The sequence below is a fragment of the Cellvibrio sp. genome, from assembly GCF_039207905.1.
GTDB lineage: Bacteria > Pseudomonadota > Gammaproteobacteria > Pseudomonadales > Cellvibrionaceae > Cellvibrio.
This window is the reverse complement of the sequence record NZ_JBCECX010000005.1, coordinates 113,351-138,797: the sequence shown is the minus strand read 5'-3', so window position 1 is coordinate 138,797 and position 25,447 is coordinate 113,351. Positions and strand designations below refer to the sequence as shown.

Here is a 25,447-nt window from a genome sequence, read left to right as displayed (position 1 = left end):
CTCTCTTCCAAAACATGGCTCGCTAGTTGCTTTTATGGCTATGTCTTTCGCAGCTGTTGATAAATCAATGGCTGCAGTAACTGTTAATGCCAGCAATCCTGTCGCTTTGGTGTTCCCGATGGTGTTGGTCTAGAAGCCATCATCTGTTTTAGGAGTGAGTTGATGAACAAAAAGAAAATAATTCAGGTCGCACTTATTGGCCTGTCGGCATCCGCGTTTTTAGCCGGGTCTGTAATTGCAGCAGAAGCTACTAAAGCTTCTGAGAAAAAAACTGCAGCCGCAGACAAGAAAGAAAAAGTTAAACCGATTACCAGTAATGCTGTTAAAGATTGGGCTTATGTACCAATCAATGCCAGTGTTTCAGTACCGGATGCAAATGGTAGCAAGTGGGTTCGTTCTCCTATCGATAATTTTGTTCTGGCACGTTTGAATGAATATGGTTTGAAGCCATCGGCAGAAGCTGATCGTGCGACCTACATTCGTCGCGTTACTCTGGACCTGTTGGGATTGTTACCAACACCGGCAGAAGTAGAAGCTTTTGAAAACGATCGCTCGCCGGATGCGTACGAAAAATTGGTAGACCGTCTACTGGCATCGCCGCACTTTGGTGAGCGTCAAGCGCGTCGCTGGTTGGACCTTGCCCGCTACGCAGACAGTGCTGGTTTCCAAAATGACCAAACTCGTCCGAATAACTGGCGCTATCGCGACTACGTCATCAAATCATTCAATGAAGATAAACCTTTTAACCAATTCGTTCGTGAACAAATTGCGGGCGATGAGATTTGGCCAGAGAGTCAGGAAGCAAAAATCGCTACCGGTCTGTTGGCAGGTTATCCAGATAACTTTAACTCGCGCGATTTGGTTCAGCGTCACTACCAAATTGCTACCGACGTGACTGATCTGGTAGGCGAAACCTTCCTTGCTTCTACTATTGGTTGCGCGAGATGTCACAACCATAAAATCGACAAGATTAGTCAAGTCGAGTATTTCCAGCTGCAAGCGTTTTTTGCTAACGCCTTTGCCAATGAGCGCGTTGAGTTAGCGAAAGGTACTGAAACCCAATGGGATATTGATTTTATTACCGCGCAAGCAACTTATCAGGCAGCGATCAAGCCGGTTACTGATCAGCAAAAAGCGATTTTGGATCAAGTGCGTGAGAAAGGACGTAAATATCACAACGAACGTTATTTGACTGACAGCCGCGACGCGATTTTCAAATCAAAAGAGCTTTGGACTCCGTTGGATAAATGGGTTAACTCCCGTTTGAATGCAGTGGCATCCGAGCGCGATATTGCAGCCTATTTGCGTGAGACTTCAGAGAAGCATCACCCGCAATTTGACCCGGCTAATATTGAGCGTTGGACTGAATACCAAAGACTGACTGAAGAGTTGAAAAAATACGACAACCTGCGTCCGCGTCGTGGTTCAAAAACCTACACCGCGCTCACTGAGTTAGGCACACAAGCGCCAGAGACCCATGTACGTTTTAACGGTATCCACGAGCGTCCATTGGAAGCAGTTGAGCCTGGTTTGCCCAAGCTTTGGGCTGGTAGCAAGACGCACTTGGAAATCACGCCAACTGCAACATCAACCGGTCGTCGTACTGCGTTAGCTAACTGGCTTGTGAGTGAAGAAAACCCATTGACTACTCGTGTGTATGTCAACCGTGTGTGGGCGCAATTGTTTGTGAAAGGTATCTCCGGCATCGTAGAGGATTTTGGTCGCGCCGGTGAAAAGCCAACTCATCCAGAACTGTTGGATTATCTGGCAACCGAGTTTGTGAAAAACGATTGGAGCCCGAAAAAACTGCAACGTGAAATCGTATTGTCTGCGGTGTATCGCCAGAAGTCTGATGAGCGTGCTGATGTAGTTGCGGTTGATCCTGCCAATAAATTGTTAGCGGTTTATCCACGCAAACGTTTGGAAGCAGAAGAGCTGCGCGATTCATTGCTCTACGCATCAGGTGAGTTGGATGAAACTATCGGTGGCCCGGCAGTATTCCCGAAAGTACCAGCCAGTTTGGTTGCGGGTAATACCTTAAACAATGGTCAAGGTGGTGCATTGTGGGAAGAAGCAAAAGATCCTAACGATCACAAGCGCCGCAGTATTTACACCTTTGTGCGTCGCAGCTTGCCTTATCCGCTGACTGCATCGTTTGATCCGGCTGATCCATCCAAGCCGCACCACAAGCGCGATGTGAGTACAACTGCCCTGCAAGCACTGACTCTGTTTAATAGCGATGTTGTATTTAGTTGGTCACAAGCGCTTGCCGGTCGCGTTATTTCAGAAGCAGGTTCAAATGAAAATGCGCAACTGGATAAGCTGTATGAAATTCTGTTCTCACGTAAACCAAACCGCACCGAAAAGGCTGCGCTCAAGGACTTCCTTAAAGAGCAGGAAAAATTGGTAGAGAACAAGGTTTGGACTGACAAATTTGAAGTAGCTGTACCTACCGGATTGAAGGACACCAAAAATCTCGATCCATTCAAAGCAGCCGCTTTTGTGGACCTGGTACACGCAGTAGCTAACTCCAACGAATTTGCGTATCGCTTCTGATACGCAATTCGCTGAACAAATTTTATTTAACAACTATCACCAAGATTAACAACTATTACCAAGAGAGTAATGCAATGGACAATAAATCACGTCGCGATTTTTTAAAGAATAGCAGCTTGGGTGTAGGCAGTGCGGCACTGGCTGGCGTTATTCCAGGGCTCAATGTTTCAGCCGCATCAGCCGCTGAATTAATTGATCCGCTTGCACCAAAAGATCCGCATTTTCCGGCGAAAATTAAATCGGTAATCTGGTTACACCAGAACGGCGCGCCAAGCACATTGGACTTGTACGACTACAAACCGGAATTGGTAAAGCAAGCAGGTAAAGGTGTTCCTGATTCATTCTTGAAAGGTATCAAGACCAGTACACAAGGTGGTGTAAATGAATTGTTTGTTTCTAACAAAAGAAGTTGGAAACAATACGGCGAGAGCGGTGCCTGGTTCTCTGACCTGCTACCTAACCTTGCGCAGCACGCGGATAAACTCACCTTTATCAAATCAAGCGTAACCATTGGTGCAACTCACGATATTTCAATTTTGAAATTGAATACCGGTGACTTGAACCCAGGTCGTCCATCACTGGGCGCATGGACTTCCTATGCGCTGGGTTCAGCTAACCCGGATTTACCGCCTTACGTTGTTCTGTACAACGGTGCATCCGAGCCACGCGCTGGTTCAGTTAACTGGAACTCAGGTTTCTTGCCTGCGGTGTATCAAGGTACTGCATTCCGCCCGGGTGACTCACCGATTTATTATTTGGATCGTCCTGAATTGCGCTCTGCATCGCAACAACGTAGCTCACTCGATTTGTTGAACCGTTTGAATAAATTGGGTGCGGAAAATCGTCCGTTGGATACTGAATTGAAAGCGCGTTTACGCTCTTACGATTTGGCCGACCGCATGCAAGTTGCTGCACCGGAAGCGGTTGATCTCTCCAAAGAAACTGATGCAACCAAAAAACTTTATGGCATTGATGATGCAACATCCAGTAGCTACGGCACCAGCTTGTTGCGCGCTCGTCGCTTGGTAGAGCGCGGTGTTCGTTTCATTCAGGTTGTGAGTGGTGCGCCGGACGGTGAAACTGAAATCACCAGCTGGGACGCGCATGATGACCTGGATAAAAACCACGGCTTGATGGCAAAAATGGTAGACAAACCAATCGCCGGTTTATTGGAAGATTTGAAATCGCGCGGTTTGCTGGAGACAACTCTGGTGGTATGGACTTCCGAGTTTTCTCGCACGCCATGGGGTGAGAGCGGTACTGGTCGTGACCATAACCCATGGGGTTACACCCAATGGATGGCTGGTGGCGGCTTGAAAGCTGGCTTCACTTACGGTGGCACTGATGAGTTGGGTGTTCAGGTTGCGGATAAAGACACTGCAGTAGATACCTACGATTTACACGCGACTGTATTGCACCTGTTAGGTTTGAACCACCTTAAAACTACCTTCATTAACAACGGCCGTTCAGAGCGTCCTACTGTAGTGTTCGGTAAAGTGGTTAAGGAAATTCTGGCTTAATTCATCGTAGTAATGTTTTGGGGCAGCGATGCTGCCCCCATTTTTGAAAATATGTTTGGGACTTTATGCGTAACTATGTTGGTGTTGTACGTTTAGCAAATATTTCACGTTTAAGAAGTGCTTTACGTTTAATTGTAATCGCGATCAGTAGTAGTTTCCTTATCAGTATCACCAGCGTTGCTGAAGAAACTGAAATGGATATGGATTTGATGCAAAACATCGAAGACACCAATGACAGTTTATCGTCGAACATTGCACTTGGTGAAGCAGACGCTGCCATTGCAGATGCAAAAATGCTGAATGAATTGTTCATAGTGGTAGAAAAACATTTTGCTGCCCAAGCTGATTCTGCAGAAGCGGTTGATTTGTCCAAAAAAAGCATCAAATTCTCAAGCGAAATTGTTACTTTTATTGAACAAAACGATTTTGATAGCGCAGCGAATGCAGCGACCGATTTATCCCGCGCGTGCAAAACCTGCCATAATTTCTATAAAGAAGACTAAGCATGCTGCTAATGCGTAGTCTTCTTATCAGGTTATGCCTGCTAGTCTGCTATTTCCTATCTGTATCATCTGCGCTGGCCGAGGAGCCTGATTATTCGCTTCTCGATAGTGCAAGTGTGGATAATGGAAAAATTGCATCGGCTGATGAGCGTTGTCAGGAATGTCACGGCGCGGATGGTAATATCCACGCTAATAATGAATCCGGCAAAATTCCCAAGTTGGCGGGGCAGCATCCTGCCTATTTGCTAAAGCAATTTACGGATTTCCGCAGCGGCAATCGCCATAATGATTTTATGGCGATGATGGCCAGAACGGTTGATGATGAAACTGCGGCGGATATATTTGCCTACTATGCAGCGCAGCCAATTATGAAAGGTGATGGGGCAGGGAGTAATGCCCTGGGTAAGAAATTATACCTCGAGGGCGATGCCGCTCGGCAGATTCAGGCATGTTCCAGCTGTCACGGTGTGAGTGGAAAAGGGGTGGCGTCAGATCAACCATCACCAATTGCGGGATTGCCAGTGGAACTTATTCCGGTCATTGGTGGTCAGGATTGGCACTATCTGGATCAACAGCTGCGTGACTGGCGCGACGGTGAGCGTACCAATAGCACCGATGGCGTCATGAATAAAGTCACCGCCAAGTTAACAGATAATGAAATTAAGGCCTTAAACGATTATATTTCGAGCTTGTAAACGTCTTTCTCTTTCAAGTTATAGCATTCACTAATAAGGTACAGATTATGAAACGTTTATTAACATTGGGTTTGATTGCAGGATTATCGGTGGGATTAATGAGCACATCAGCATTTGCAGCATTAAAAGAAGGTGATAAAGCGCCAGTGTTTAATCTGGAGGCGTCACTGGCCGGCAAACCCTTCAACTTTTCTTTAGCCGAAAGTTTAAAGAAAGGTCCAGTGGTGGTTTATTTCTATCCATCAGCCTATACCGGCGGTTGTAACATCCAGGCACATACTTTTTCGGTGAACAGTGAAAAATTTGCTGCCGCTGGTGCGACTGTTATTGGTGTGTCACTCGATAGTATTGAACGCCTTAATGATTTCTCTGCTGACCCTGAATATTGTGCCGGGAAATTTGCAGTAGGTTCGGATGTTGGTGGAAAAGTAGCTCGTTCATTTGAGCTGAATGTCCGTGAAGCTGCTGAAGGTAAAGTGGATTCACGCGGTAAGGCAATTGAGCACGGTTTTGCTGAGCGCACTACCTTTATCATTACCCCTGATGGAAAAATTGCAGCGACTATTGGCGGCGTAACACCAGCAGAAAATGTTAAAGCGGCATTGGAAAAAGTTCAGCAGTTAGTAAAAGCGGGTTAATCAATACACCCGCTGCAATCTGGTTTTTGTAGATTAAGATAACAGGGACGTTATCAATTATTCTCTTCTTTCTCTCCTCTATTTATTTTCTCTCCTCACTGATTTAATTCCCCTGTTTCTATTTGTTCTTTCTACTTAAAGACACCGCGAAGATTTACCCCTACTGATTCCAGGCGTGCAATGATTTCCTTGTGTAGCGGAACACCATCGAGCAGGTTAAGTTGACGCACTTGCCAACCGCGCTCGCCAGGATAATTAAAGGGTGTTGCCTCGGATTTTAAATAATCCAGAAAGTGCCGCACTCGCTGTTTAAATACCGGTAATTCGATAAACGCATTGACGTTAAGCGCGATAAATATTTTGCTGGAGTTAGGGTCTATACCGCTTTGATCGCCCACTAATAGCTCCTGGGTAAACGCTGCGCCCGCCAGTGCGGCAGTAAGCAACTCAATCATAACTGCCAACCCTGCGCCTTTGTGTTCGCCCATTGGTAACACTGCACCGGCAAGAATTGCGTTGGCATCATTGGTGGGATTGCCTTGTGCATCAATACCCCAATTATCCGGTAGCGATTTTCCTTCGCGCAGCCATGTTCCGACTTTCCCGACCGCAGCCTGGCTCATCGCCATATCGAGCACTATAGGTTCGCTGTTATTAATACCGGGTATTCCGATTGCGAGCGGATTATTGCCAATCACTGGCTTCTTTGCGCCTCCGATCGCCATGCTGGGAATTGCATTGGTAGTGCAGATGCCGATAAAACCATCTTGTGCAGCACGGCTCGCATAGGCATGGGCGCGCCCCCAATGAGTGGTACGTTTGGCGAGACAAATTCCGACCCCAAATTTTTTCGCGCGAGTTTTTGCTTGTTCCATCGCATGCACAGCGGCGTATCGCCCGGGGCCGTTACCGCAATCCAACACGCAGATTGCGCCTAATTCGCGCTCTAATGAAAAAGCGGGATTGGATTTTACGCGGCCATCCGCCAGCGCTGAGAGTAAACCAGGCAACATACGTACGCCGTGAGAGGGGACTTCCTGTAAATCGGCTTCAGCCATGATGGTGGCTTCCAAAAGCGCTTGTTGCTGGGGAATGCCGGCTTCATGCAGGCGTTGTGCTAATCGCTGGCAGAGTACTTCATACGAAATGCGTAGCGAGTCTGTCATGTTTTTTCCCTATTAAAATTATTGATTGCAGGTTATGGCAAAAATAGAAAATCGCGGCCTTGCCCGGCAAGGTCGCGATTTTTTCTTCGTCCGTGAATTTTGCATCAAATCAACTTGGAGGTTCAATCGTTGCAATATTCTCTCCTGAGAATCCGGTTTACTACATTAGGTGGATTATTTTCTCTTTAGCTAACAGGTTGCATTAAAACTTTCCGGTGAAAACAACACCAATCCAGCGTGGATACGGCCAAGGTGCATAGCTATTCCAACCTTCTTCATGGGTTCTATCATCAAAGGCATTTTTAACAATCAAACTCACATCCAGATTACCGTCTTGCGAGCTTAAACCAATTGATGCATCGGTGCGGCTATAACCCGGGGTATAGCTGTATTCGGATAAGTCATCCAGGTTTAAATAATCACTGGTATAGGCCGTATTGAAACTGGTATGGAATTCAGCAGCGCTGAGAACCGGTACGCGATATTCAACTCCGAAATTAACTGTCCATTTTGCTGCGCCAGGTAAATTTTTTCCGGTTTGATCGACAAAAGGATCAGCTAGATAATTTAGTTCTGCAGGTTTTGGTGAATTTTTGAAGTCGGTGTAATAGGCATCATTATAAGCACCACTAAAACGTATACTGAAATTTTCAAAACCAGTGTAGATACCATCAAACTCGACACCCTCAACGCGCACACCGTCCACATTACCCTGTGAGGTGACATAGGCCAGAGAAGGGACGACACCGTTGTTGATATTGTCTTGAGTAGTCCAATCATCAACTGTACGAATGGCTTGTTGATAATCCTCAATATCCATCAAAAATAAGTTGGCATTCAGGGTCAGCTCATTATCAAACAAAAATGTTTTTATCCCCAGTTCATATGCATTGGTTTTTTCTGGTTTTACACCAGTAGGTTCACCGTTGATATTAAATGCAGTACCGGATTTTTCGCCGTATTGCCAAGTGGCATAACCCCGCACATTTTCATTGAATTCATAAGACTGGCTTAAGAAAGTGGTGTAAAGCGTATCGTCATAATTACTTTCCACATAAGGAACCAATTGGCCGATTTGACTCGCACGCAATGTTTTTGCGGCAGAGACTTGTGCCTTTTGTGCTGCAGTTAAGCTGGCATAGGCCTCTCCCGGAACGCCGGTAATAGTTGTGCCGTAGTATTTATTAGCAACCTGATCTGCTAATTGTTTTTGCGCAAGGCTATTGCTATCGCTGTATACAGTTGTTGATGCAATTGCGTTACCAAACTGGTCGCGTTTTTGAGTGATACTACCGAGTTGTCCGCGCAATTCGACAGGAATGGTGATTGCTGTACCTATAACATCAAAGCCACCCAGTGCAACACCACGTACAGAGGATGGATTTAATAAGCTCCCGGCTCCATTACTCAGTACTAAAAGCTCATCGGCTGTCGTTCGATCTTCAGAGCCTACGCGCAAGCCTGCTGTAAGTGTTGCCGATTCATGCCAATGCCAGTTTGCATTTCCGTAAATCGCATTGCTCTCTGTTTCTACAAACGTATTGCCTTCGCGACGCGCATTGTCTAATGAATCTTGCAGCAGCGCGCGACCGGCGCCACGGTTTACACCGGCATTACGTTCCAATGTATTGTATTGGGCGGTAGTGGCAAACCAGGCGCCTGCATCAGAACCCCATCCGGTTTTTGAACTGATTCTGTTTTCAGTTTGAAAGAAAAATAAACCGGCTATGTAATCAAAGCTTCCATTTTTTTCAGATTCAATTGAAAACTCTTGGCTGTATTGTTTGTAAAAAACACCGCCACCGCCATCAACACTTACATCAAAAGGTGTACCTTCATCATTGTGGGCATCGAATGTGTAGGCGCGCCATGCGGTAATAGAGTTTAATTTATGGTGATCCAGTGCATAGTCAAGATTGAGTGACGCTCCTTTATTGGAAACCGTTTGTCCCTGATTTTCATTGAAATAAACGGTTTCATCTGCTTCGTTGGCAATATAATCCTGATAGCTATAAACATTATTTTTTCCGAAGTCTCGCCCCACAAACCAAGAGCGAGGACCGATGGGAGTCTCGGTGATTTTGGTAATTTCGTTGGTAAGTGGATCTCTGGTTACTGTTTCTTGAATAAATCCTGCAAGTCTTGCTTTTGCATTTAGGCCGCTAGGGTCTGTGAGACGGCCGTTTTCGTAACGCTCTGGTTGATCCTTATAAAAGGTAAGTCCATTTTGTAATTGGGCTCCGCGTGGTTCCAAGTCAACGCTTAACAGTGCATTCAATTTGGGAGTCGGTGTTAATAAAAATTGTACGCGACCACTTACGCGATTGCGGTTGTACAAGCTGTAGTTTTCATCGTAACGCTGCTCATAAGCACCGCGTTGTTTATCAACTACAAATGCGCCGCGCCATGCTAAAAGATCATCAATCACCGGGCCCCCGTAGGCACCTTTAAGGATAAGCGAATCGCGTTCGCCATAAGCGATACTCAGTTCTGCGCTGGGTTCAAAAGTAGGGCGCTTAGTGGTGACATATACTGCGCCAGAGCTTCCGCCTTTTCCTCCAAGGGTTCCCTGTGGGCCGCGAAATGCTTCAACAGTTTCTATATCGTAAAAATCGAAATTGCCCAGCGCAGTTAGACCAAAGCTAACGCCATCTTGTATAACCAATACACTCGGATCTTGAACTTCAGCGAACGCGCGCTTACCTACACCACGAATTGAAAGTGACGCCCCGCGTGTATTACTTTGGTTAAAGGTAACATTCGCTAATCGTTTGGACATTGATTCATAATCAAGACCTAGTTCGCGATCAAGCGTTGCTCCGGAAATAATGGATTGTGAAAACGGCTGCTCATGAACATTGGCTAATTTTCTTTCAACAATTTCTCTTACACCAATAGTTACCAATTCTTGCACGTCGGTGCTTATTTTTCCTCCGGCGCTAGTCGGTTCTTCTTCTAAAAGTTCATTAACGTCTGTCTCTTCCGAGAGCGGTTCTTGTTTTTCATTTTCTTGCGCATAAGCAACGTTTGCACCAAATAAAATAATACTGGTTAATAGTGCTGATAAAGGTTTTGTGCGAAATTTGTTTTTAACAGATTTTTTTGATTTGTATGTGTGTGTGTTGAAACTATCAATCATCTCGTTCTCCAGAACTATTAAATTATATCGACGAGCTGTAATAGCAAGCGGTATACCAAATAATTCGATGGCCATTTATTTTTATAAGATTATGATTTTTATATAAATTAATTTTAATTTTAAAATTTTTATCGTTAATTTATTTATTGCATTGGTGATGTGTTTAATTTGATGTTGTTGATTTGATGTTATGCAAACAGATTATGTTTTAAACAATGCACTTTGGTTAATAAAATGGCGTTGATAAAAAAGGCACAACTGAATATTCAGTTGTGCCTTTTCGATTTTAAATTTTTACTTTTAATATATTGCCAATTAATTTTGCGCAACAGTAATGAATGAATTTAACTCTTCTAGTTTTGCCAGACGACCATGCAGCGGAGCGATATGCACTACGTCTAGTTTTAAACGTTTAATATTCTCATAAAGGTTGGCGGCAAATGGGTTAACTGAGGTTTGTGCCGGGGCATTGGGTGGTGGTGGAGTAAAAGCATCTGCTTCAATAAGGATTTTTTCTTTGGGTAAATAGACTAATGCAAACGCGTCGTTGTGACCGTTATCTTTAATTTGGTGTATTTCAATTTTGCGCTGGCCATCATCCAATACCAGTTTGTCGGTAAAGGTTTGGTATTTAGCCGCTTTTTTAGATACGGATAATTTGTCGGCATTGATCGAGCGCGGTTGTTTCCATGCAGTTTCATAAAATGGTTTGTTTAACTCGTGAGTAACGATGATTGCTCCCGCATCGGCATAGGTGCGCAAACCGCCAGAGTGGTCAAAATGCTGATGGCTGTTGATTAGGTGAGTAATCTTTTTACCTGGAATTAGCTCGTTTACTTTTGCAATCACTGCCAGAGAACGCTCTTCGTTTTGCGGAGCTTCAACGACAACTACGTGATCTTTCTGCGCAATCGCAAGGCTGTGATGGGTTCCGCCTTGCAGGTAAAAAACGCCGGGGGCTAACTCTGTGCTGGTCACGGCAATAGCTGGTTTCGGATTGCTCTTTACCGCTTCAGGCACAGGGAAATCTGCCGCAACATTCGCTTTTACCGATGCAACTTTAAGATCAAGTACCGGTGCGCCACCTTGAGTTTTTACGATCTGGGATGGGAAGTTAATACCGTTGAAATCCTTGTAGTTGCTGTAAGTAATTTGGATTGGGGTATCGCCCAGTACCGGATTATCAATCCATGTTTGTACGCGCTCAACTTGACCTGCTTTGTTAATCCGTCCGACGTATTTGTTTTTCTTGCGCGTAAATTCCACACGTGTGCTGGCGCCTTCCTGGCTGACCACAGCATTATTTTTTTGCGCTGCTTTTAAAAATCCTTGGGGTGTTGTCCAGATTTCTGCTTGACGTTCTTCAACCGCAGCAGCTTGTGCCTGTGCAGTAGCTGCGGTACCCGCTGGAGCACCTTGCGGCACTGCAATGTTCCAGGCGATATCGCCATTTACATATTGATCAGGCTTTTGTTCAACTGGAACCGGACGGGCACGATTAGCTTCTATCACTTGCTTGCGCGTTTGCAAAACTCTGGCTGAAGCGGTATCGAAATTAATTGAGGCTGTGTAGCTGCTCACATTGAATGCCGGCCATGCAGTGCCGGGGGCAGGTGATTGACCGAATTGGTACCAGCTACCTGAACCGTTGATTTCCAATGAAGAGAGCTTGTCTGCACCTAGTGCTTTATATGCTTTTTCAAGTGCATTGTTGTCGGCAGCCAGTGCCGATGGAAGCGTAATGCTGGTTAGTGTCAGCAGGCCGACGCTATAAAACTGTTTAATATTTTTCATTGCTCGTTTCCTTAATAAATGATGTTTCCGCTGTCGACACAGCAAGCGGTATACCAATATTGGAAAAAGCAATAGATGGAACCCTGCTGCTTTATGCTCAACTGATTTTGTTGAAATGCTCGCAGCTACTGTTGTTTTAATTGAATCGCCTTGCATGCATCACACTAAGTGAAAACCTTCCCTGTTTATTAATAGACATCCGTCTGTGTGCAGTTGCTGTCTATTAATAAACAATTCGCAAAATTGCACTGATTGTTATTCAGCAGCTTGTTTTTATCGATACATCGATGCAGTCCGGAATTCATTTGGTTTCTGCTGAAAACCCATCAGGATGTATGCAAATTATCCAGTTAAGTTATGAATTCTTGATGTTTTGTACGTTTAGATAGAAAGAATTGCGTCGGAGTTTTCCGGCATAGTCCTTGCTGTAGCCAATTTGCTAAAAGATTTTTAGCAGGTTTAACGCTGTAGTTGCGAAGATCCAGGATCGTCCTTCAACTAAACCTGTTGTGAATTAAAAATCAATAATGGTTTTGCCGGTTAGCCTTTAAATATGAATAGGAGAAAATGGTTAATGACTCGTGTATCGAAAATAGCTCTCGCATTAAAACTTTTGGGTGCTGCTCTGTTGGTGTCGGTAAGTGCAGGATCGTTTGCTGCCGATGATGCCAAGGCCCAAACAGCTGCGGCTGATCCTGCAGCAGCCAAACAAGCTATTGCAGTTCGCAAAGCTGCATTTGTGTTAATTGCCAATAACTTCAAGCCAATTGGTGAGGTTCTGCAAGGTAAGGCTGCATACAACCAAGCGGATATTGTTAAGCGTGCTGAACGTGTGGCATTTTTAAGTTTGTTGTTGGACGGCACTTTTCCAGAGGGATCAAATTTGGGTGCACCGCACACTAAATCCAAACCGGAAGTTTGGACAAAAAAAGCAGACTTTGATAAGCAAATTAAAGACTTTCAGGTAAATGCGGCTGCGCTTGCACAAATTGCTGCTAAAGAATCGACCGCATCTGATGCTTTTAAAAAGGCAGCAAAAGCAGTTGCTGAAGGTTGCAAAGGTTGCCATGACGGTTATAAGGAAAAGTAATTGTTAAGGCGGGTTAGCTAGGGATAGTTAACCTGATAATCGCTCTTGTTGTTTTAGCGCACCAAGAGCGATTTGCATGCAGGGTGAATCGTTTTTCATTCAAACTCATTGATAGAATTTGGCAAAATCCAATTATGACCGAACAAATTGTGGATGCAGTTGAAAGTACAACGGCTATTGATAGTCCTGTTGATACCCATCTTAAAATTTGGGATTTGCCGACGCGGGTTTTCCATTGGCTGTTGGTTGTCTCGTTTATTGCTGCCTATGTGACTAACTGGTTGGGAGTAAGTTATTTTACTTATCATCTATGGGCTGGTTATTTTGTTGTCATCCTGTTGGTGTTTAGAATTTTGTGGGGCATTGTTGGTACCCATCATGCGCGTTTTGCTAACTTTGTCCGACATCCGATAGAAAGTATTCGCTACGCGCTTCATCTCACCAAGGGTAAGGCGAAGTCTTATCCGGGGCACAACCCGCTTGGTGCGCTAATGGTATTAACTTTGTTGTTAGTGCTGCTATTGCAGGCGGTTACCGGTCTGTTCGCCAACGATGAGATATTCAATATTGGTCCGCTCTACGGTTATGTATCTCATGAATTGAGTTTGAAACTCACTGCAGTGCACAAAGAATTGTTTTATTGGATTGTGGGTGCGGTAGTGTTTCATGTGGGCGCTGTATTATTTTATGTATTTGTGAAGCGCGAAAACTTGATCAAAGCGATGGTTACCGGAAAAAAACCGGTGCATGGTTTGCACGAAGCTAAAACCATTGATTCATCACGTATTTGGTTGGCGCTGGTATTGATTGTGATTATTTCTGCCGTGCTGGCCTGGATTATCGTGGCCGCACCAGAGGCTAGCCTTGATTTGGGTTATTAATAAGGCTTATTTAAGGCAATAAAAATGGGGATTTATGATCAGGTCGTAAATCCCCATTTTTATTGCTGATCGTTTAATCTGAGTTCTAATGGATCAAGCAGCTTTCAATTAAATCAAGCTGCTTGCAATTGATTGCGTTCAAGTAAAAGTTCGCCATCTTTGAACAGGCGAGATTCATGTTCAGCATAAATCTGCCAATTTTCATTTGAGGTCAGGGGTTTGGTCGCAATCAGGATGACTTTGTCTTCCTGAGTGGTGTACTGACTCAAATCCAATGATAAATCTTTATCAATCAGCGTGACTGTAGTGAATGGATATTTACGCTCTACATAAGCCAAGCTAGTGGAGCAGTAGGTGTACAGCCACTCACCATTCGACAGGATGATATTGAACGTACCGTGGGTTGCAATTGTGCGGCTGAGTCTATCCAGTACGTTAAACAAATCCGCAGCATTGGTTGCGCCGTTCGGCAGTTCACTCTCAAGCTGTTGCAATAAATAGCAAAATGCCAGTTCGCTGTCAGTTTCGCCTTGTGGTTGAAATTGACCGTCTAGTGGAGGTGCGAAATTTTTCAAATCACCATTGTGGCAAAACACCCACTCGCTATTCCACAGGTTGCGTTTAAACGGATGGCAATTGCTCAGCTTTACTTCGCCAACAGTTGCTTTGCGAATATGAGCAAGAATGGTTTTTGATTTGATATCGGCGCGGTGAACCTGTTCTGCCAATTTGGATTCGGCTGCTGGTTCATGATCGACGTAGACATCGACGCTGGTTTCGTTAAAAAAAGCGATACCCCAGCCGTCTTTGTGTTCGTCAGTCAAGCCGCCGCGCGCACGAAAGCCTTCAAATGAAAAGCCAATGCTTGTCGGTTTTTTGCAACTCATTCCTAATAACTGGCACATGGCAGCGTCAATCACTCACTCATCTAGCGTTAAGAAAATGCCGATTGGGGCAATGTAAATGTATCTTCAGTGTTAAATAAATAGCCGTCAAGTGTGCTACTGGTAACGGCGTCTATGCCAGGATTTTTCGCAATCAGAATCCGCAAGCTGGGATCAAATTCTGCCGGCAAAGGTTTCTCTACTAGCAATTGGGTTAGGGCCGGGTGGTCTGCAAAAATAACATCAGGCGTTAATCCAAGATTAATTAACAATTCCAGTTCACGTGCATTGCCAAGATGGATGCCAATCTTGTAACCACGCTGGCGATAACTCGCTAGCGCCTGTTGGAAATGTGGCAGTGTGGCTGCGTCTAGCAGGCGGGTATGCAATAGCACTCGCTCTGGTCCCAGGCCGCAATCACTCAATATTTTTTCAAAGGTTTTTCCGTGATCACTCACGACGCTAATGATGTGGCGCGGTTGTACTTGAAGCGATAATAAATCCTTTCGCCCATCAAATTGTTGCAAATAATTTAGCGAGTGCAGGGTTCGCACCAAGCGATCCAAATGAATGATTTGGTCGTTGCTATCGAGCGAATTAAAAATGCTGTCGATATCGAGCGAGTTGCCAGCCGCGGAGCGCACCAGTAAATCACTGTTGTATCCAATCACCGTATCGTCGGCGAAGGTGTGGATAGGTTCGAATTTACTTCCCAAAATTAAACTGCCAAAACGACTCCAATAACTATTATCGGCCTTGAAAAATCCGGTTTTGGGCAATGATTTAGTGCGCGCTTGCGTCTGCAGTTGGTCATTAAAGTAGTTCATTAATTCGGTGAGTGGCATTTCGTGGCCTTGCGTCTCGTAAAAATAAGTGGCTATGGCTGGACATCTTAGAGAGGCAATCGCCGTTAGGAAAATAATTAAATATTCTCAGCTTATAACGGGTATTAGAACAGTCAGGTTCTGTGTCGCATGATTATAAGGATATACAGATATATTCTTTCCCATTGTCTATGCCCGTCATTATATTTGCACCGTTGAACACGATATCCGTGCCATTACAAGCGAGTGTTGAAAAGTAAACACTTAATGGGATAGAGGAAATTTTATGACGGTTATTCAATTGAATAGCGCTGCTGCTCCAGTGGCAGATGTGGAGTTGCCGGCAATATTGATTGCAGCAAGAAATGAAGGTGAAGCTGAAGGATTGGCTTACGCAGGCAAGGTTCCTCCTGATGAGGCCTGGAAGCTATTTATTGGTGGTCATGCACATTTAGTCGATGTCCGTGCAGCGGAAGAACGTAAGTTCGTTGGTCATGTTCCTAACACCTTGCATGTTGCATGGCAGGTCGGCCCAGCATTGATCAAGAATCCCCGTTTCTTACGTGAACTGGAAAATAAGTTACCTAAAGATGCGGTGATCCTATTGCTGTGCCGCAGCGGCAAGCGCTCGGCAGCAGCGGCGGCGGCAGCGACGGCAGCTGGATTTAAAAATGTATTCAATGTCCGTGAAGGTTTTGAAGGGGATCTGGATGAGAAGCAGCAGCGCGGTGCTAGCGGTGGCTGGCGTCAACGTGGCTTGCCCTGGGTCCAGGACTAGTGGGTTGGGTAGGGCGGAGCAATCCCTCCATATCAGCTGTTGATTTTTAAACATGGATTTGAACGAGAATAACGATGACCGTCATCATTAACAAAAGCCCGGATTTTAATTCCACCAACGCTGCTAATTGGGAGCTGGATAAAATTGTGCAGGAGCTGCGCAATGCCCGCAACGATTGGCGTAACCAGCGTGGGCGTACCCGTGAACCGGGATTGCGTGAATTACCGTCGCGCGATGTACTGCAACAAGTTATCCGCGATCTTTGCGGTGCACTTTTCCCCATGCGTTTAGGTCCGCAGGAGCTGCGTGAGGAAAGTGAAGATTATTATGTCGGGCACACGCTCGATGCTGCATTAAACCAATTGCTCCAACAGGTGCATTTGGAACTGTTCTATGTTGCCCGCCAGCAAGGTAATCCCATCAACGAGGCTGAATTAAAGCTACAAGCTACCAATATCGTGCGCTTGTTTGCCGCTGCTCTGCCAAATTTGCGCCGCATTCTGGATGTTGATATTCAAGCTGCTTACCAAGGCGACCCTGCGGCACGCAGTGTCGATGAGGTCCTGCTGTGTTACCCGGGTGTGCTTGCCATTATTCACCATCGTCTGGCCCATACGCTTTATCAGTTGGGTGTTTTGTTGCTCGCTCGTATTGTTGCGGAGCTGGCTCATTCGCTAACGGGTATCGATATACATCCTGGGGCCGAAATCGGCAGTGGCTTTTTTATCGATCACGGTACTGGTGTAGTGATTGGTGAGACGGCTGTGATTGGCGAGCGCGTGCGCGTTTACCAAGCTGTAACCCTCGGGGCAAAAACATTTCCTACTGATGAAAACGGTGGTTTGCAAAAAGGCCTGCCACGGCATCCGATTGTTGAAGATGATGTAGTGATTTACGCGGGAGCTACGGTACTCGGACGTATCACTATCGGAAAAGGTTCTACCATCGGCGGTAACGTGTGGCTTACCCGCAGCGTTCCCGCTGGCAGCAGTATTACCCAAGCTAGTTCCCGTAATTTAGTACCGCAAGAGGCGAACGTATGAGCATTGCTATTTATTTTGGACGTGTAGTTAAGCAATTGCGTGACGAACGTCGTTATTCCCAAGAGGTGCTTGCCGACCGCGCCAGCCTTAACCGAACCTACTTGGGTGAAGTTGAGCGTGGCGTTGCAGTACCTTCGCTCGCAACCATTAATAAAATTGCCAATGCATTAAACCTTTCCGCATCAGAATTAATTGCCCGCAGTGAACGGCAAGAAAAGTTAGCTGACGCAAGTGAAGAAAAATCCCTGCTGCAAACTGTTGGTTAGCCAACAGTTTTCGCTGCAATCTTATCCTTTTATTTTTTGACGGCTATAGCCGGTTGAGCGCATCTTAGAACGATGCGATCTTAGCTTAGTGTTTTTTCTTATATAGATTTTTCTTCTACTAATTTCTTTTTTTATCCTGCCTACACGAATTTAAAGGAGCCTCGGGATGTCCACCGAAAATGAAGTTCAATTAGCGCTTGGTGATAATGCTGCGCGGCAGCTTGCCAATGCCACCAAGACTACACCGCAATTATCGACAATTTCTCCCCGGTGGTTAGTTCATTTCCTGCAATGGGTTCCGGTTGAGGCAGGTATCTTCCGTTTGAACCGCGTTAAGAATCCACGTCAAGTCACTGTGACTTGCTCACAGCGCGATGAGTCGGAAATCAAACCAACATTTGTTGATTACGAAGATAAACCGCGTGAGTATTTTTTGAATGCGGTAACCAGCGTGGTGGATGTGCATACGCGCGTGTCTGATTTGTACAACAGCCCCCATGATCAAATCAAAGAACAATTGCGCTTGACCATTGAAACTATCAAAGAGCGTCAAGAGAGCGAGTTGATCAACAACCCTGAATACGGTTTGTTGGCAAATGTTGATGAAACCCAACGTATTTCGACATTGACTGGTGCACCTACACCGGATGATTTGGATGAGCTGTTGGTGAGAGTATGGAAAGAGCCGGGTTTTTTCCTCGCGCATCCATTAGCAATTGCTGCTTTCGGCCGTGAATGTACCCGCCGTGGTGTGCCACCGCCTACAGTGAGTTTGTTCGGTTCACAATTTATTACCTGGCGCGGCGTACCATTAATTCCATCGGATAAATTGCCGATTGATGAAGATGGTAAAACCAAAATTTTATTGATTCGTGTTGGTGAAAAACGCCAAGGCGTAGTGGGTCTTTATCAACCTGGTTTGGCTGGTCAGCAGAGCCCTGGTTTATCTGTGCGTTTCATGGGCATTGGCCGCAATGCTATCGCCTCTTATTTGATTTCACTTTACTGCTCGTTGGCGATTCTTACGGAAGATGCCGTTGCAGTATTGGAAGATGTTGAAGTAGGTAAGTATCACGACTATCCAGATACCTATAAATAGTCTGGATACTTACACACAATAACGCCGGGGTTAATTGCCCTGGCGAAAACTGGTTTGACATCGATAACAACTCGCTGCCGGAAAAAACTGTGCAGCGGGTTAGCGAACATTTAAAAGAGTGCTGATATGTCCGAGCATCCAGGTTTGCCTGACCTCCAATCTCTTGCCGCTATGGCCAACGAAATATTTCAGTCGCTGCCCACAGCAGCCTTGCCGATTGTGTCTGGTTTGCAGCCCAGTATTCCGGCGGCAGGTTTTGCTAATGGCCAGCAGCGCCCGCAACTCGGACGCACCAGCGAAACTCCATCTTTCACTTCACCAACGACAGAGCAGCATATCGCTGCAGTTCCTGCGCCGACCTATTATTTTGCTGATAATGCCAGCAATTATCCTATGGCAAATTTGCAGGTTGATCAGTTGGTAAATCAGGTTTCACCGCATGCATTTGGTTTGCCGGACGAAAATGATTTGCGTGATCTGTTGGCAGACAATCGTTTTGTGACTAACGCTCCAGCAAAATCACAAGCGATTCCGGATTTGCAGGTGCCTCATGGATTGGAATCCAACGCCGGCGATTACCACAAGCCGCAAACGGGCTCGGACAGAGTCTCGCCTAATGCTGCGCACCTACCCGGTGAGCCGGACATTCAACAATTACTCGCGGCTGAATTCAGCTTTAGCAAGTTTAATTCACCTGCGCCAGCTGCAACTCCCGCACCTGATTCGCGTTTTTATTTTCTTGATTCCGGTGCGCAACCGGTATTTGGCAACACCGCAAAATCAGGACAGTTTGCTGCGGAACATTCCGGCTTTGATGTGCATGCGATTCGCCGTGATTTTCCGATTTTATCGGAGCGCGTAAATGGCAAGCCATTGGCGTGGTTCGATAATGCTGCGACTACACAAAAGCCGCAAAGTGTTATTGATCGTGTCAGTTATTTTTACGAGCATGAAAACTCCAATATTCATCGTGCTGCGCATGAGTTAGCCGCGCGTGCAACTGATGCTTATGAAGGTGCGCGCAATAAAGTTGCAAAATTTCTCGGTGCTAAATCCTCCGATGAAATTATTTTTGTGCGCGGTGCAACTGAAGGTATTAACTTATTAGCAAATACCTTTGGGCAGCAGCAAGTGGGCGAGGGCGATGAAATCATCGTGTCGCAATTGGAGCATCACGCGAATATTGTTCCATGGCATATGCTTGCACAACGTGTTGGTGCAAAGCTGCGTGTTATTCCTGTAGATGATACCGGACAAATTTTATTAGAAGAGTTCAGCAAGTTAATTAACGGTCGTACCAAGTTGGTTTCCGTTACCCAAGTATCCAATGCCTTGGGCACTGTCACACCTATCAAAGAAATAATTGATATCGCCCATGCTAACGGTGTTCCAGTGGTTGTTGATGGAGCGCAGTCTGTGTCGCATATGCGTGTTAACGTACAGACATTGGATGCAGATTTTTTTGTGTTCTCCGGTCACAAAGTATTTGGGCCAACCGGTATCGGTGTTGTTTACGGCAAAGCAGAGCATTTGAAAAAAATGTCACCCTGGCAAGGCGGTGGCAACATGATTGCTGATGTGACCTTTGATCGTATTATTTTTCAGGATGCACCTAATCGTTTTGAAGCGGGCACTGGAAATATTGCCGACGCTGTTGGCTTGGGTGCAGCAATCGATTATGTCGAGCGGATTGGAATGGATCGCATTGCGCGTTACGAACATGATTTATTGGTGTACGGAACTCAACGTTTGCAGCCAATCCCTGGTGTGCGTTTAGTAGGTACTGCTGCGAACAAGGCAAGTGTGCTGTCTTTTGTACTCGCTGGTTATAAAACAGAAGAAGTTGGGTCTGAGTTGAATCGCGAAGGTATTGCTGTGCGCTCGGGGCACCATTGTGCACAGCCAATCTTGCGTCGTTTTGGCTTGGAAACAACTGTTCGCCCGAGTTTTGCGTTTTATAATACCTGCGAAGAGATTGATTTGATGATTTCTGTCGTTGAAAGATTAAGTCGAGCTAAGCGCTAATTTTTTTAAAACATATTTAGACCAGCAGACCTTTCTGCTGGTTTATTTTTTCAATTTGGTGATGTCGAAGTATTTGACGCTTTTCCCCTCCTTCTCAAAAAAGTCTACAAATATCTCTCTGATTTTAATCATTTATTTGATGTGGCATGGCTATTGCAAATTATCTTTTGTTCGTATGAGTTTGAACTTTTAGCTAATGCCCTTTTGATTCATGGAGAATAGATATGTTAAAACAAGTAAGTCTGACCGCAATTGCTTTATGTGCTTCACTCACTATGTCTGCTCAAGCTGCCACAATTCCGTATCCTGATATTGGTACGCCAGCCCCAGCCAACTCATTTGTTGCTGAAGCAGATGGCGAGATTACCGCGTATTTTTTTGCAACCAGCGCTGGTTATACCAGTAGAATTGGCTTGTGGGCTGATGGAGTTCAGGTTGGTGGTTATGGTTTGCAAAATCACTCTTCGTCTTATGGCGATTCTTATGTTTTCGGTAATGTAACTGCAGGTGCTGAATTAGTATTTGAGTTGCAAGTGTTAACTACTTCAGGCTCTTGGTATTCCCTTGCTACCAGTAACTCTGATGGTTTAAACCACACTTATGCCACAGCTTGGGGTGGAGATGGTGACATTCCAGCTGGAACCTATATTGGCTTTGAGGATTTGCCAAATTTAGGTGACATCGACTACAACGATCACCAATTCGTATTCACTAATGTAAAAAATACAACAGTACCTGAGCCGTTTAGTCTTGCACTATTTGGTCTGGGTGTGGCCGCATTAGGCTTTGCTCGTAAGCGTGCTGCCTAACAAGCTTGAATAAAAAAACCGCGCTGAGCGCGGTTTTTTTATGCTTCAAATAAGCATTTGAAGTCTGGCAACAAGTAAATAATTAACGAATATCCACGCTCGATGATGTAATTCCGTTACTTTCTGCTCCTACATCAATATCCTCAAGTGAATCGCCAATCTTAACCAACGCACTGGCAATACCATTGGTGGTTAGCACTTCTACTGGACTAATAATTTGTGCTGCTCCATCGGCGTTGAATTTGATCGGTACATTATTATCCCGCACCGGATTGCCTTTGCTGTCGACTAACTGCGCGTAAACAAATATCGCATCATTTACACCTGCTTGTGGTGCTTTGCCGCTGGTGTCCACTGTCAGGCGTAAGTTTGTTGCTGCACCGGCGGTGACAACTTTATGTTCAGCCACTGGCTTACCTGCGATATAAGCGATTGCTTTCAATTCACCTGCTTCGAATTTTGGCAATGCAAAGGTAAACGGTGGATGTTTCAAGTTGTTGCTGTTGGCATTGGTGTCCGGTTTTTGTTTTGCGACTATTTTTCCATTTAGGATTAACTCGACTTCATCGGCGTTGCTGAATACGCGAATATTTTTATCTGAATTTTTATTCCACTCACTGGCGATAAATACCATTGGACCGGATGCATATTTATCAGATACTTCACTCGCGTCGCGCTGGCTTTGATAAAAGTAGTAACTGTATTTTGGCAGGCGATCAATACTCATAATGCCCGAAGCTTCCAGATCCGGTGCATAGCCGCGATTGTAATCAAACATTACCCAATAACCGTCCGCAAATGCGGGGGTATTAAAGTTATCGTTGTGCGCTTCTTGAAGGTTTGCTGCTTGTTGCAATAAACGCGTTTCACCATCGCTTAATAATTGGCGACTGGATCTGTCGGCCTGCAGCAGGTTTGCCCATTCGGTTTGGTTTAAGCCGGCATTCATTGCGTAGTATTCCCAATCGCCGTATTCACTAACAACGTAGGGTTTAGTTGGGGTTTTGTAGTGCTCAAGGCGATGTTGGCGCGCTTGTAAATAAATATCGTAACCATATTCCTGCCAGCCTGCGGAAAGTGAGCCGGGATATTCTTCATGAACAATTTTGGTTAATGAGTCGATAAAAGGTTCGGTCATCCAGGATTCATTCAATGAACATTCCCATGCGACTACTGATGCATGGTTGCGATCGCGACGAATTAAATCGCGGCAGGTTTGCTGGATTTGAGCCTGAAATGCAGGATCTTCAGAAAAATATTGCCAGCCTAAAATAGAATCAAGCAATACCAAACCAAGCTCATCAGCAGCTGCCATAAAAGCAGGGGAGTGAGGGTAGTGCGACAAACGAACATAATCAAAGCCAGCCGATTTTATTTTCACGGCATCGCGATAATCGGCTGCATCAGAAGTGGCGTAGCCAATGTATGGATATTCCTGATGGCGGTTTACGCCGCGCAAGAATGTTTTTTCTCCATTGATAAATAACTGCCCATCAGCAAATTTGAATTCGCGTACACCAATGCGGATAGTTTGTTCGTCTACCAGAGATTCGCCTTCATAAACGCGTGTTTGCAGATGATAAAGGTTGGGAGTTTTGGGTGACCAAAGACGCGGGTTAGATAGCGACAACTCAATGGTATTTTCTGCATCGCTCTTTCCTTTCACTGTTTGCAAATTGCTGGTTTGGTCAACAATGACTTTATCGCCATCCAATAACTTTTGTACAACGCGGAATTTTTTAGGGTCGATATGGGCGTTGTAGACGTGGGTTTTGATATTGATAGTAGCTTGTTCTTTAGTGACTTTTGGATAGGTAACAAAAACGCCGCCGCTTGCGGTTTTTCCTGCAGCTATAGCATCAGTAATATGCAAATCATTATTCAGTTGAAGATAAACATGGCGATAAATTCCGCCGTAAGTATTAAAGTCCAAATCTTTTAAGGGTTTTGGGCCGGTGGTGGCGTTGTCGCGGTTGTCCAAGCGCACCATCAGCGTGTTTTCAGCATCCCATTTCAAATTTTCGGTCAGGTTTACTGTGAAAGGTAAATAACCGCCAACATGGGTGATTAGCTTTTCACCTTTAAGCCAGACTTCGGCAACATTCATGGCCGCTTCAAACTTTAAGGAAACTTGTTTACCTTTCCAGCTTTCATCGGTGGTAATGGTTTTTTTATACCAGGCATCACCCTGAAATTGTTCGTTCACAATTAAGGGTTCGATTTTGGGTGTGTGTGGGATTTGTACTGCTTCCCACTCTTGTTGTTTTTGTGCTGCGGCTAAATCGAGCGCGTTGTCGCTGCGAAAAAATTGCCAGTCTTTATCGTAATTACTATCACTGATAAATGTTTTCTGTGGTGATGGTGAGCAAGCGCTTAGCAAGCCACCGAGTGCCAATGCACCGAGTGTCGATGCACTTAAGAGTAGTAGATTTTTTTTCATGTTATCTCTCACTTTATTTCTCATTATATTTCACTTAAATCGATCTTATTAACGGCAGACATTTATTCGGTGTAATCTGCCGAGAAAAACAAAAATGCGGGCAGGGTACTATTGTGGTTATGAGCATCGAAGAAGCTGGCGTTTTCCCAGTGAGAGCCTTTGCCCCACAGGGTTTTGCAGCGGGTGCTGACCCAAGCCGGCTCCCAGTATATGACACCCAAGCCGCCCCTGGCTTTTACTAATTGCGTTAAGGTTAGCAGATAGAGTAGTTGGCCTTTGGCTGTGGCCGGAAACTCTGGTTGCACTGCTTTTTCACCCAAGACATTACCTGCCTTATCAAAATTTTCCAGTGTCCAAGGGTAGGCAGTTTCCACAATCATTACGTCTTTGTCATAGCTGTTTTTCAATTCTTTAATGGCGTCTGGCAGCTGCGGGAGTTTGTAAGTAGACCATTGGGGGTAATAGGAAAGACCGATGATGTCGTAATCGTTTACACCATTCTCCCTCGCTTGTTTAAACCACCAGAGTGCATTTTCGGGCTGGGCAATGTGCAACACAATCTGAATTGGTTTATTGGATTTTTTACTGTAATCACGTACGGCTTTGATGCCGCTATTGAGCAGTGTGGCATTGCGTTGCCAGTTGGGAATACCGTGTACGATGGACTTTTCTTGCTGCAATATTTCAATGTTGGTTTCGTTGCCGACCTGCACCATATCCGGCAATAAATTTTTTGCATCGAGAGCAGCTAATGTATCGGTGGTGTAGGCGTAGAGCGCTTGGGCGAGTTCATTGGTATCGCTTATATGTGCCCAGGCTTTTGGAATAAATTGTTTTTCCGGGTCTGTCCAAGTATCCGAGTAATGAAAATCCAACAGGGTTTTCATGTTGTTTTGTTTCGCGCGCTGCAATGTTTTACTCACGTCGGCGAGATTGGAGTACTTTGTCCAGTCAGGATTGTGCCAGAGGCGCACGCGAACCACATCGGCGCCTTTACGTGCGAAAAGTGCAAACGGCTCCTGCTTTTTTCCTTTGTCAAAATAGGTTGCACCGCAGTCTTCCATTTCATTTACGTAGGAAAGGTCTGCACCGACAAAAAATGGTTTGGTCGCTGTTTTATCGGCAGCATTTGCTGTAGCGCAGAGTGTGATACACAGTGCGATTGGCAATAATATTTTGTTCATTACTTGTTCTCGTATTCACCATTCTGAATAACTTACCCACAAAAAAACACGGCTGCCAACGCAGCCGTAAATAAGGGGGGAGAGTTCCAACAACATTCAATAAGACTAATTAG

General features: G+C 45.2%; 20 protein-coding genes. 13 read left to right on the top strand and 7 right to left on the bottom strand.

The features are described from left to right. Positions 1-162: 162 nt before the first annotated feature. The 5 genes from AAGC78_RS04450 to AAGC78_RS04430 all read left to right on the top strand — a co-directional run bounded on the left by AAGC78_RS04450 (position 163) and on the right by AAGC78_RS04430 (position 5,912). Positions 163-2,556, top strand: a complete 2,394-nt coding sequence (locus AAGC78_RS04450) for a DUF1549 and DUF1553 domain-containing protein (protein ID WP_435782830.1) — start codon at positions 163-165, stop codon at positions 2,554-2,556. A 74-nt stretch (positions 2,557-2,630) separates the two neighbouring features. Next, positions 2,631-4,076: a DUF1501 domain-containing protein gene (locus tag AAGC78_RS04445; RefSeq protein ID WP_435782829.1), complete on the top strand. Its 1,446-nt coding sequence runs from the start codon at positions 2,631-2,633 to the stop codon at positions 4,074-4,076. 65 nt (positions 4,077-4,141) lie between these two features. Beyond that, positions 4,142-4,579: a hypothetical protein gene (locus tag AAGC78_RS04440; RefSeq protein ID WP_435782828.1), complete on the top strand. Its 438-nt coding sequence runs from the start codon at positions 4,142-4,144 to the stop codon at positions 4,577-4,579. Positions 4,580-4,590: 11 nt separating this feature from the next. Further along, on the top strand, positions 4,591-5,274 hold the full coding sequence (locus tag AAGC78_RS04435) for a c-type cytochrome (protein ID WP_435782827.1): 684 nt from the start codon (positions 4,591-4,593) through the stop codon (positions 5,272-5,274). Between the two features lie 47 nt (positions 5,275-5,321). After that, positions 5,322-5,912: a peroxiredoxin gene (locus AAGC78_RS04430; protein ID WP_435782826.1), complete on the top strand. Its 591-nt coding sequence runs from the start codon at positions 5,322-5,324 to the stop codon at positions 5,910-5,912. A gap of 131 nt (positions 5,913-6,043) precedes the next feature. Here AAGC78_RS04430 and AAGC78_RS04425 read toward each other — a convergent pair whose 3' ends face one another. From AAGC78_RS04425 to AAGC78_RS04415, 3 genes are all read right to left on the bottom strand, one after another. Beyond that, on the bottom strand, positions 6,044-7,078 hold the full coding sequence (locus tag AAGC78_RS04425; protein ID WP_435782825.1) for an Ldh family oxidoreductase: 1,035 nt from the start codon (positions 7,076-7,078) through the stop codon (positions 6,044-6,046). A 202-nt stretch (positions 7,079-7,280) separates the two neighbouring features. Next, the gene (locus tag AAGC78_RS04420) at positions 7,281-10,217 is read right to left on the bottom strand and encodes a TonB-dependent receptor (protein ID WP_435782824.1); all 2,937 of its coding nucleotides are present in this window, start codon (positions 10,215-10,217) and stop codon (positions 7,281-7,283) included. Positions 10,218-10,532: 315 nt separating this feature from the next. Continuing rightward, entirely contained in the window at positions 10,533-12,011 is a 1,479-nt protein-coding gene (locus AAGC78_RS04415; RefSeq protein WP_435782823.1) for an MBL fold metallo-hydrolase, read from the bottom strand. Positions 12,012-12,585: 574 nt separating this feature from the next. Between AAGC78_RS04415 and AAGC78_RS04410 the strand changes: the two genes are divergently transcribed. Both AAGC78_RS04410 and AAGC78_RS04405 read left to right on the top strand, forming a co-directional pair. After that, a complete protein-coding gene (locus AAGC78_RS04410; RefSeq protein ID WP_435782822.1) occupies positions 12,586-13,101 on the top strand; it encodes a c-type cytochrome in 516 nt (171 codons plus the stop codon). Between the two features lie 134 nt (positions 13,102-13,235). Continuing rightward, on the top strand, positions 13,236-13,982 hold the full coding sequence (locus AAGC78_RS04405) for a cytochrome b/b6 domain-containing protein (protein ID WP_435782821.1): 747 nt from the start codon (positions 13,236-13,238) through the stop codon (positions 13,980-13,982). A 113-nt stretch (positions 13,983-14,095) separates the two neighbouring features. On the opposite strand, the gene AAGC78_RS04400 is transcribed toward AAGC78_RS04405, so the two are convergent. Continuing rightward, complete coding sequence (locus AAGC78_RS04400; RefSeq protein ID WP_435782894.1) at positions 14,096-14,887, bottom strand: class II glutamine amidotransferase; 792 nt, start codon at positions 14,885-14,887, stop codon at positions 14,096-14,098. Positions 14,888-14,916: 29 nt separating this feature from the next. Beyond that, a complete protein-coding gene (locus AAGC78_RS04395) occupies positions 14,917-15,711 on the bottom strand; it encodes a hypothetical protein (protein WP_435782820.1) in 795 nt (264 codons plus the stop codon). A gap of 265 nt (positions 15,712-15,976) precedes the next feature. On the opposite strand from AAGC78_RS04395, the gene AAGC78_RS04390 reads away from it, so the two are divergent. From AAGC78_RS04390 to AAGC78_RS04365, 6 genes are all read left to right on the top strand, one after another. After that, positions 15,977-16,468: a rhodanese-like domain-containing protein gene (locus AAGC78_RS04390; protein ID WP_435782819.1), complete on the top strand. Its 492-nt coding sequence runs from the start codon at positions 15,977-15,979 to the stop codon at positions 16,466-16,468. A 74-nt stretch (positions 16,469-16,542) separates the two neighbouring features. Next, positions 16,543-17,511 (top strand): serine O-acetyltransferase EpsC, encoded by a 969-nt coding sequence (epsC, locus tag AAGC78_RS04385; RefSeq protein WP_435782818.1) that lies wholly within the window; start codon positions 16,543-16,545, stop codon positions 17,509-17,511. Continuing rightward, complete coding sequence (locus AAGC78_RS04380) at positions 17,508-17,777, top strand: helix-turn-helix domain-containing protein (protein ID WP_435782817.1); 270 nt, start codon at positions 17,508-17,510, stop codon at positions 17,775-17,777. The genes epsC and AAGC78_RS04380 overlap by 4 nt, the downstream gene beginning before the upstream one ends. 166 nt (positions 17,778-17,943) lie before the next feature. Beyond that, positions 17,944-18,876 (top strand): family 2A encapsulin nanocompartment shell protein, encoded by a 933-nt coding sequence (locus AAGC78_RS04375; RefSeq protein WP_435782816.1) that lies wholly within the window; start codon positions 17,944-17,946, stop codon positions 18,874-18,876. 126 nt (positions 18,877-19,002) lie between these two features. Then, positions 19,003-20,901, top strand: a complete 1,899-nt coding sequence (locus tag AAGC78_RS04370) for a family 2A encapsulin nanocompartment cargo protein cysteine desulfurase (RefSeq protein ID WP_435782815.1) — start codon at positions 19,003-19,005, stop codon at positions 20,899-20,901. 224 nt (positions 20,902-21,125) lie between these two features. Beyond that, a complete protein-coding gene (locus AAGC78_RS04365; RefSeq protein ID WP_435782814.1) occupies positions 21,126-21,710 on the top strand; it encodes a DUF4114 domain-containing protein in 585 nt (194 codons plus the stop codon). Between the two features lie 82 nt (positions 21,711-21,792). Here AAGC78_RS04365 and AAGC78_RS04360 read toward each other — a convergent pair whose 3' ends face one another. Further along, complete coding sequence (locus AAGC78_RS04360; protein ID WP_435782813.1) at positions 21,793-24,150, bottom strand: glycoside hydrolase family 2 TIM barrel-domain containing protein; 2,358 nt, start codon at positions 24,148-24,150, stop codon at positions 21,793-21,795. Positions 24,151-24,212: 62 nt separating this feature from the next. Then, positions 24,213-25,334, bottom strand: coding sequence for a glycoside hydrolase family 53 protein (locus tag AAGC78_RS04355; RefSeq protein ID WP_435782812.1), 1,122 nt, complete (start codon positions 25,332-25,334; stop codon positions 24,213-24,215). Between the last annotated feature and the right edge of the window lie 113 nt (positions 25,335-25,447).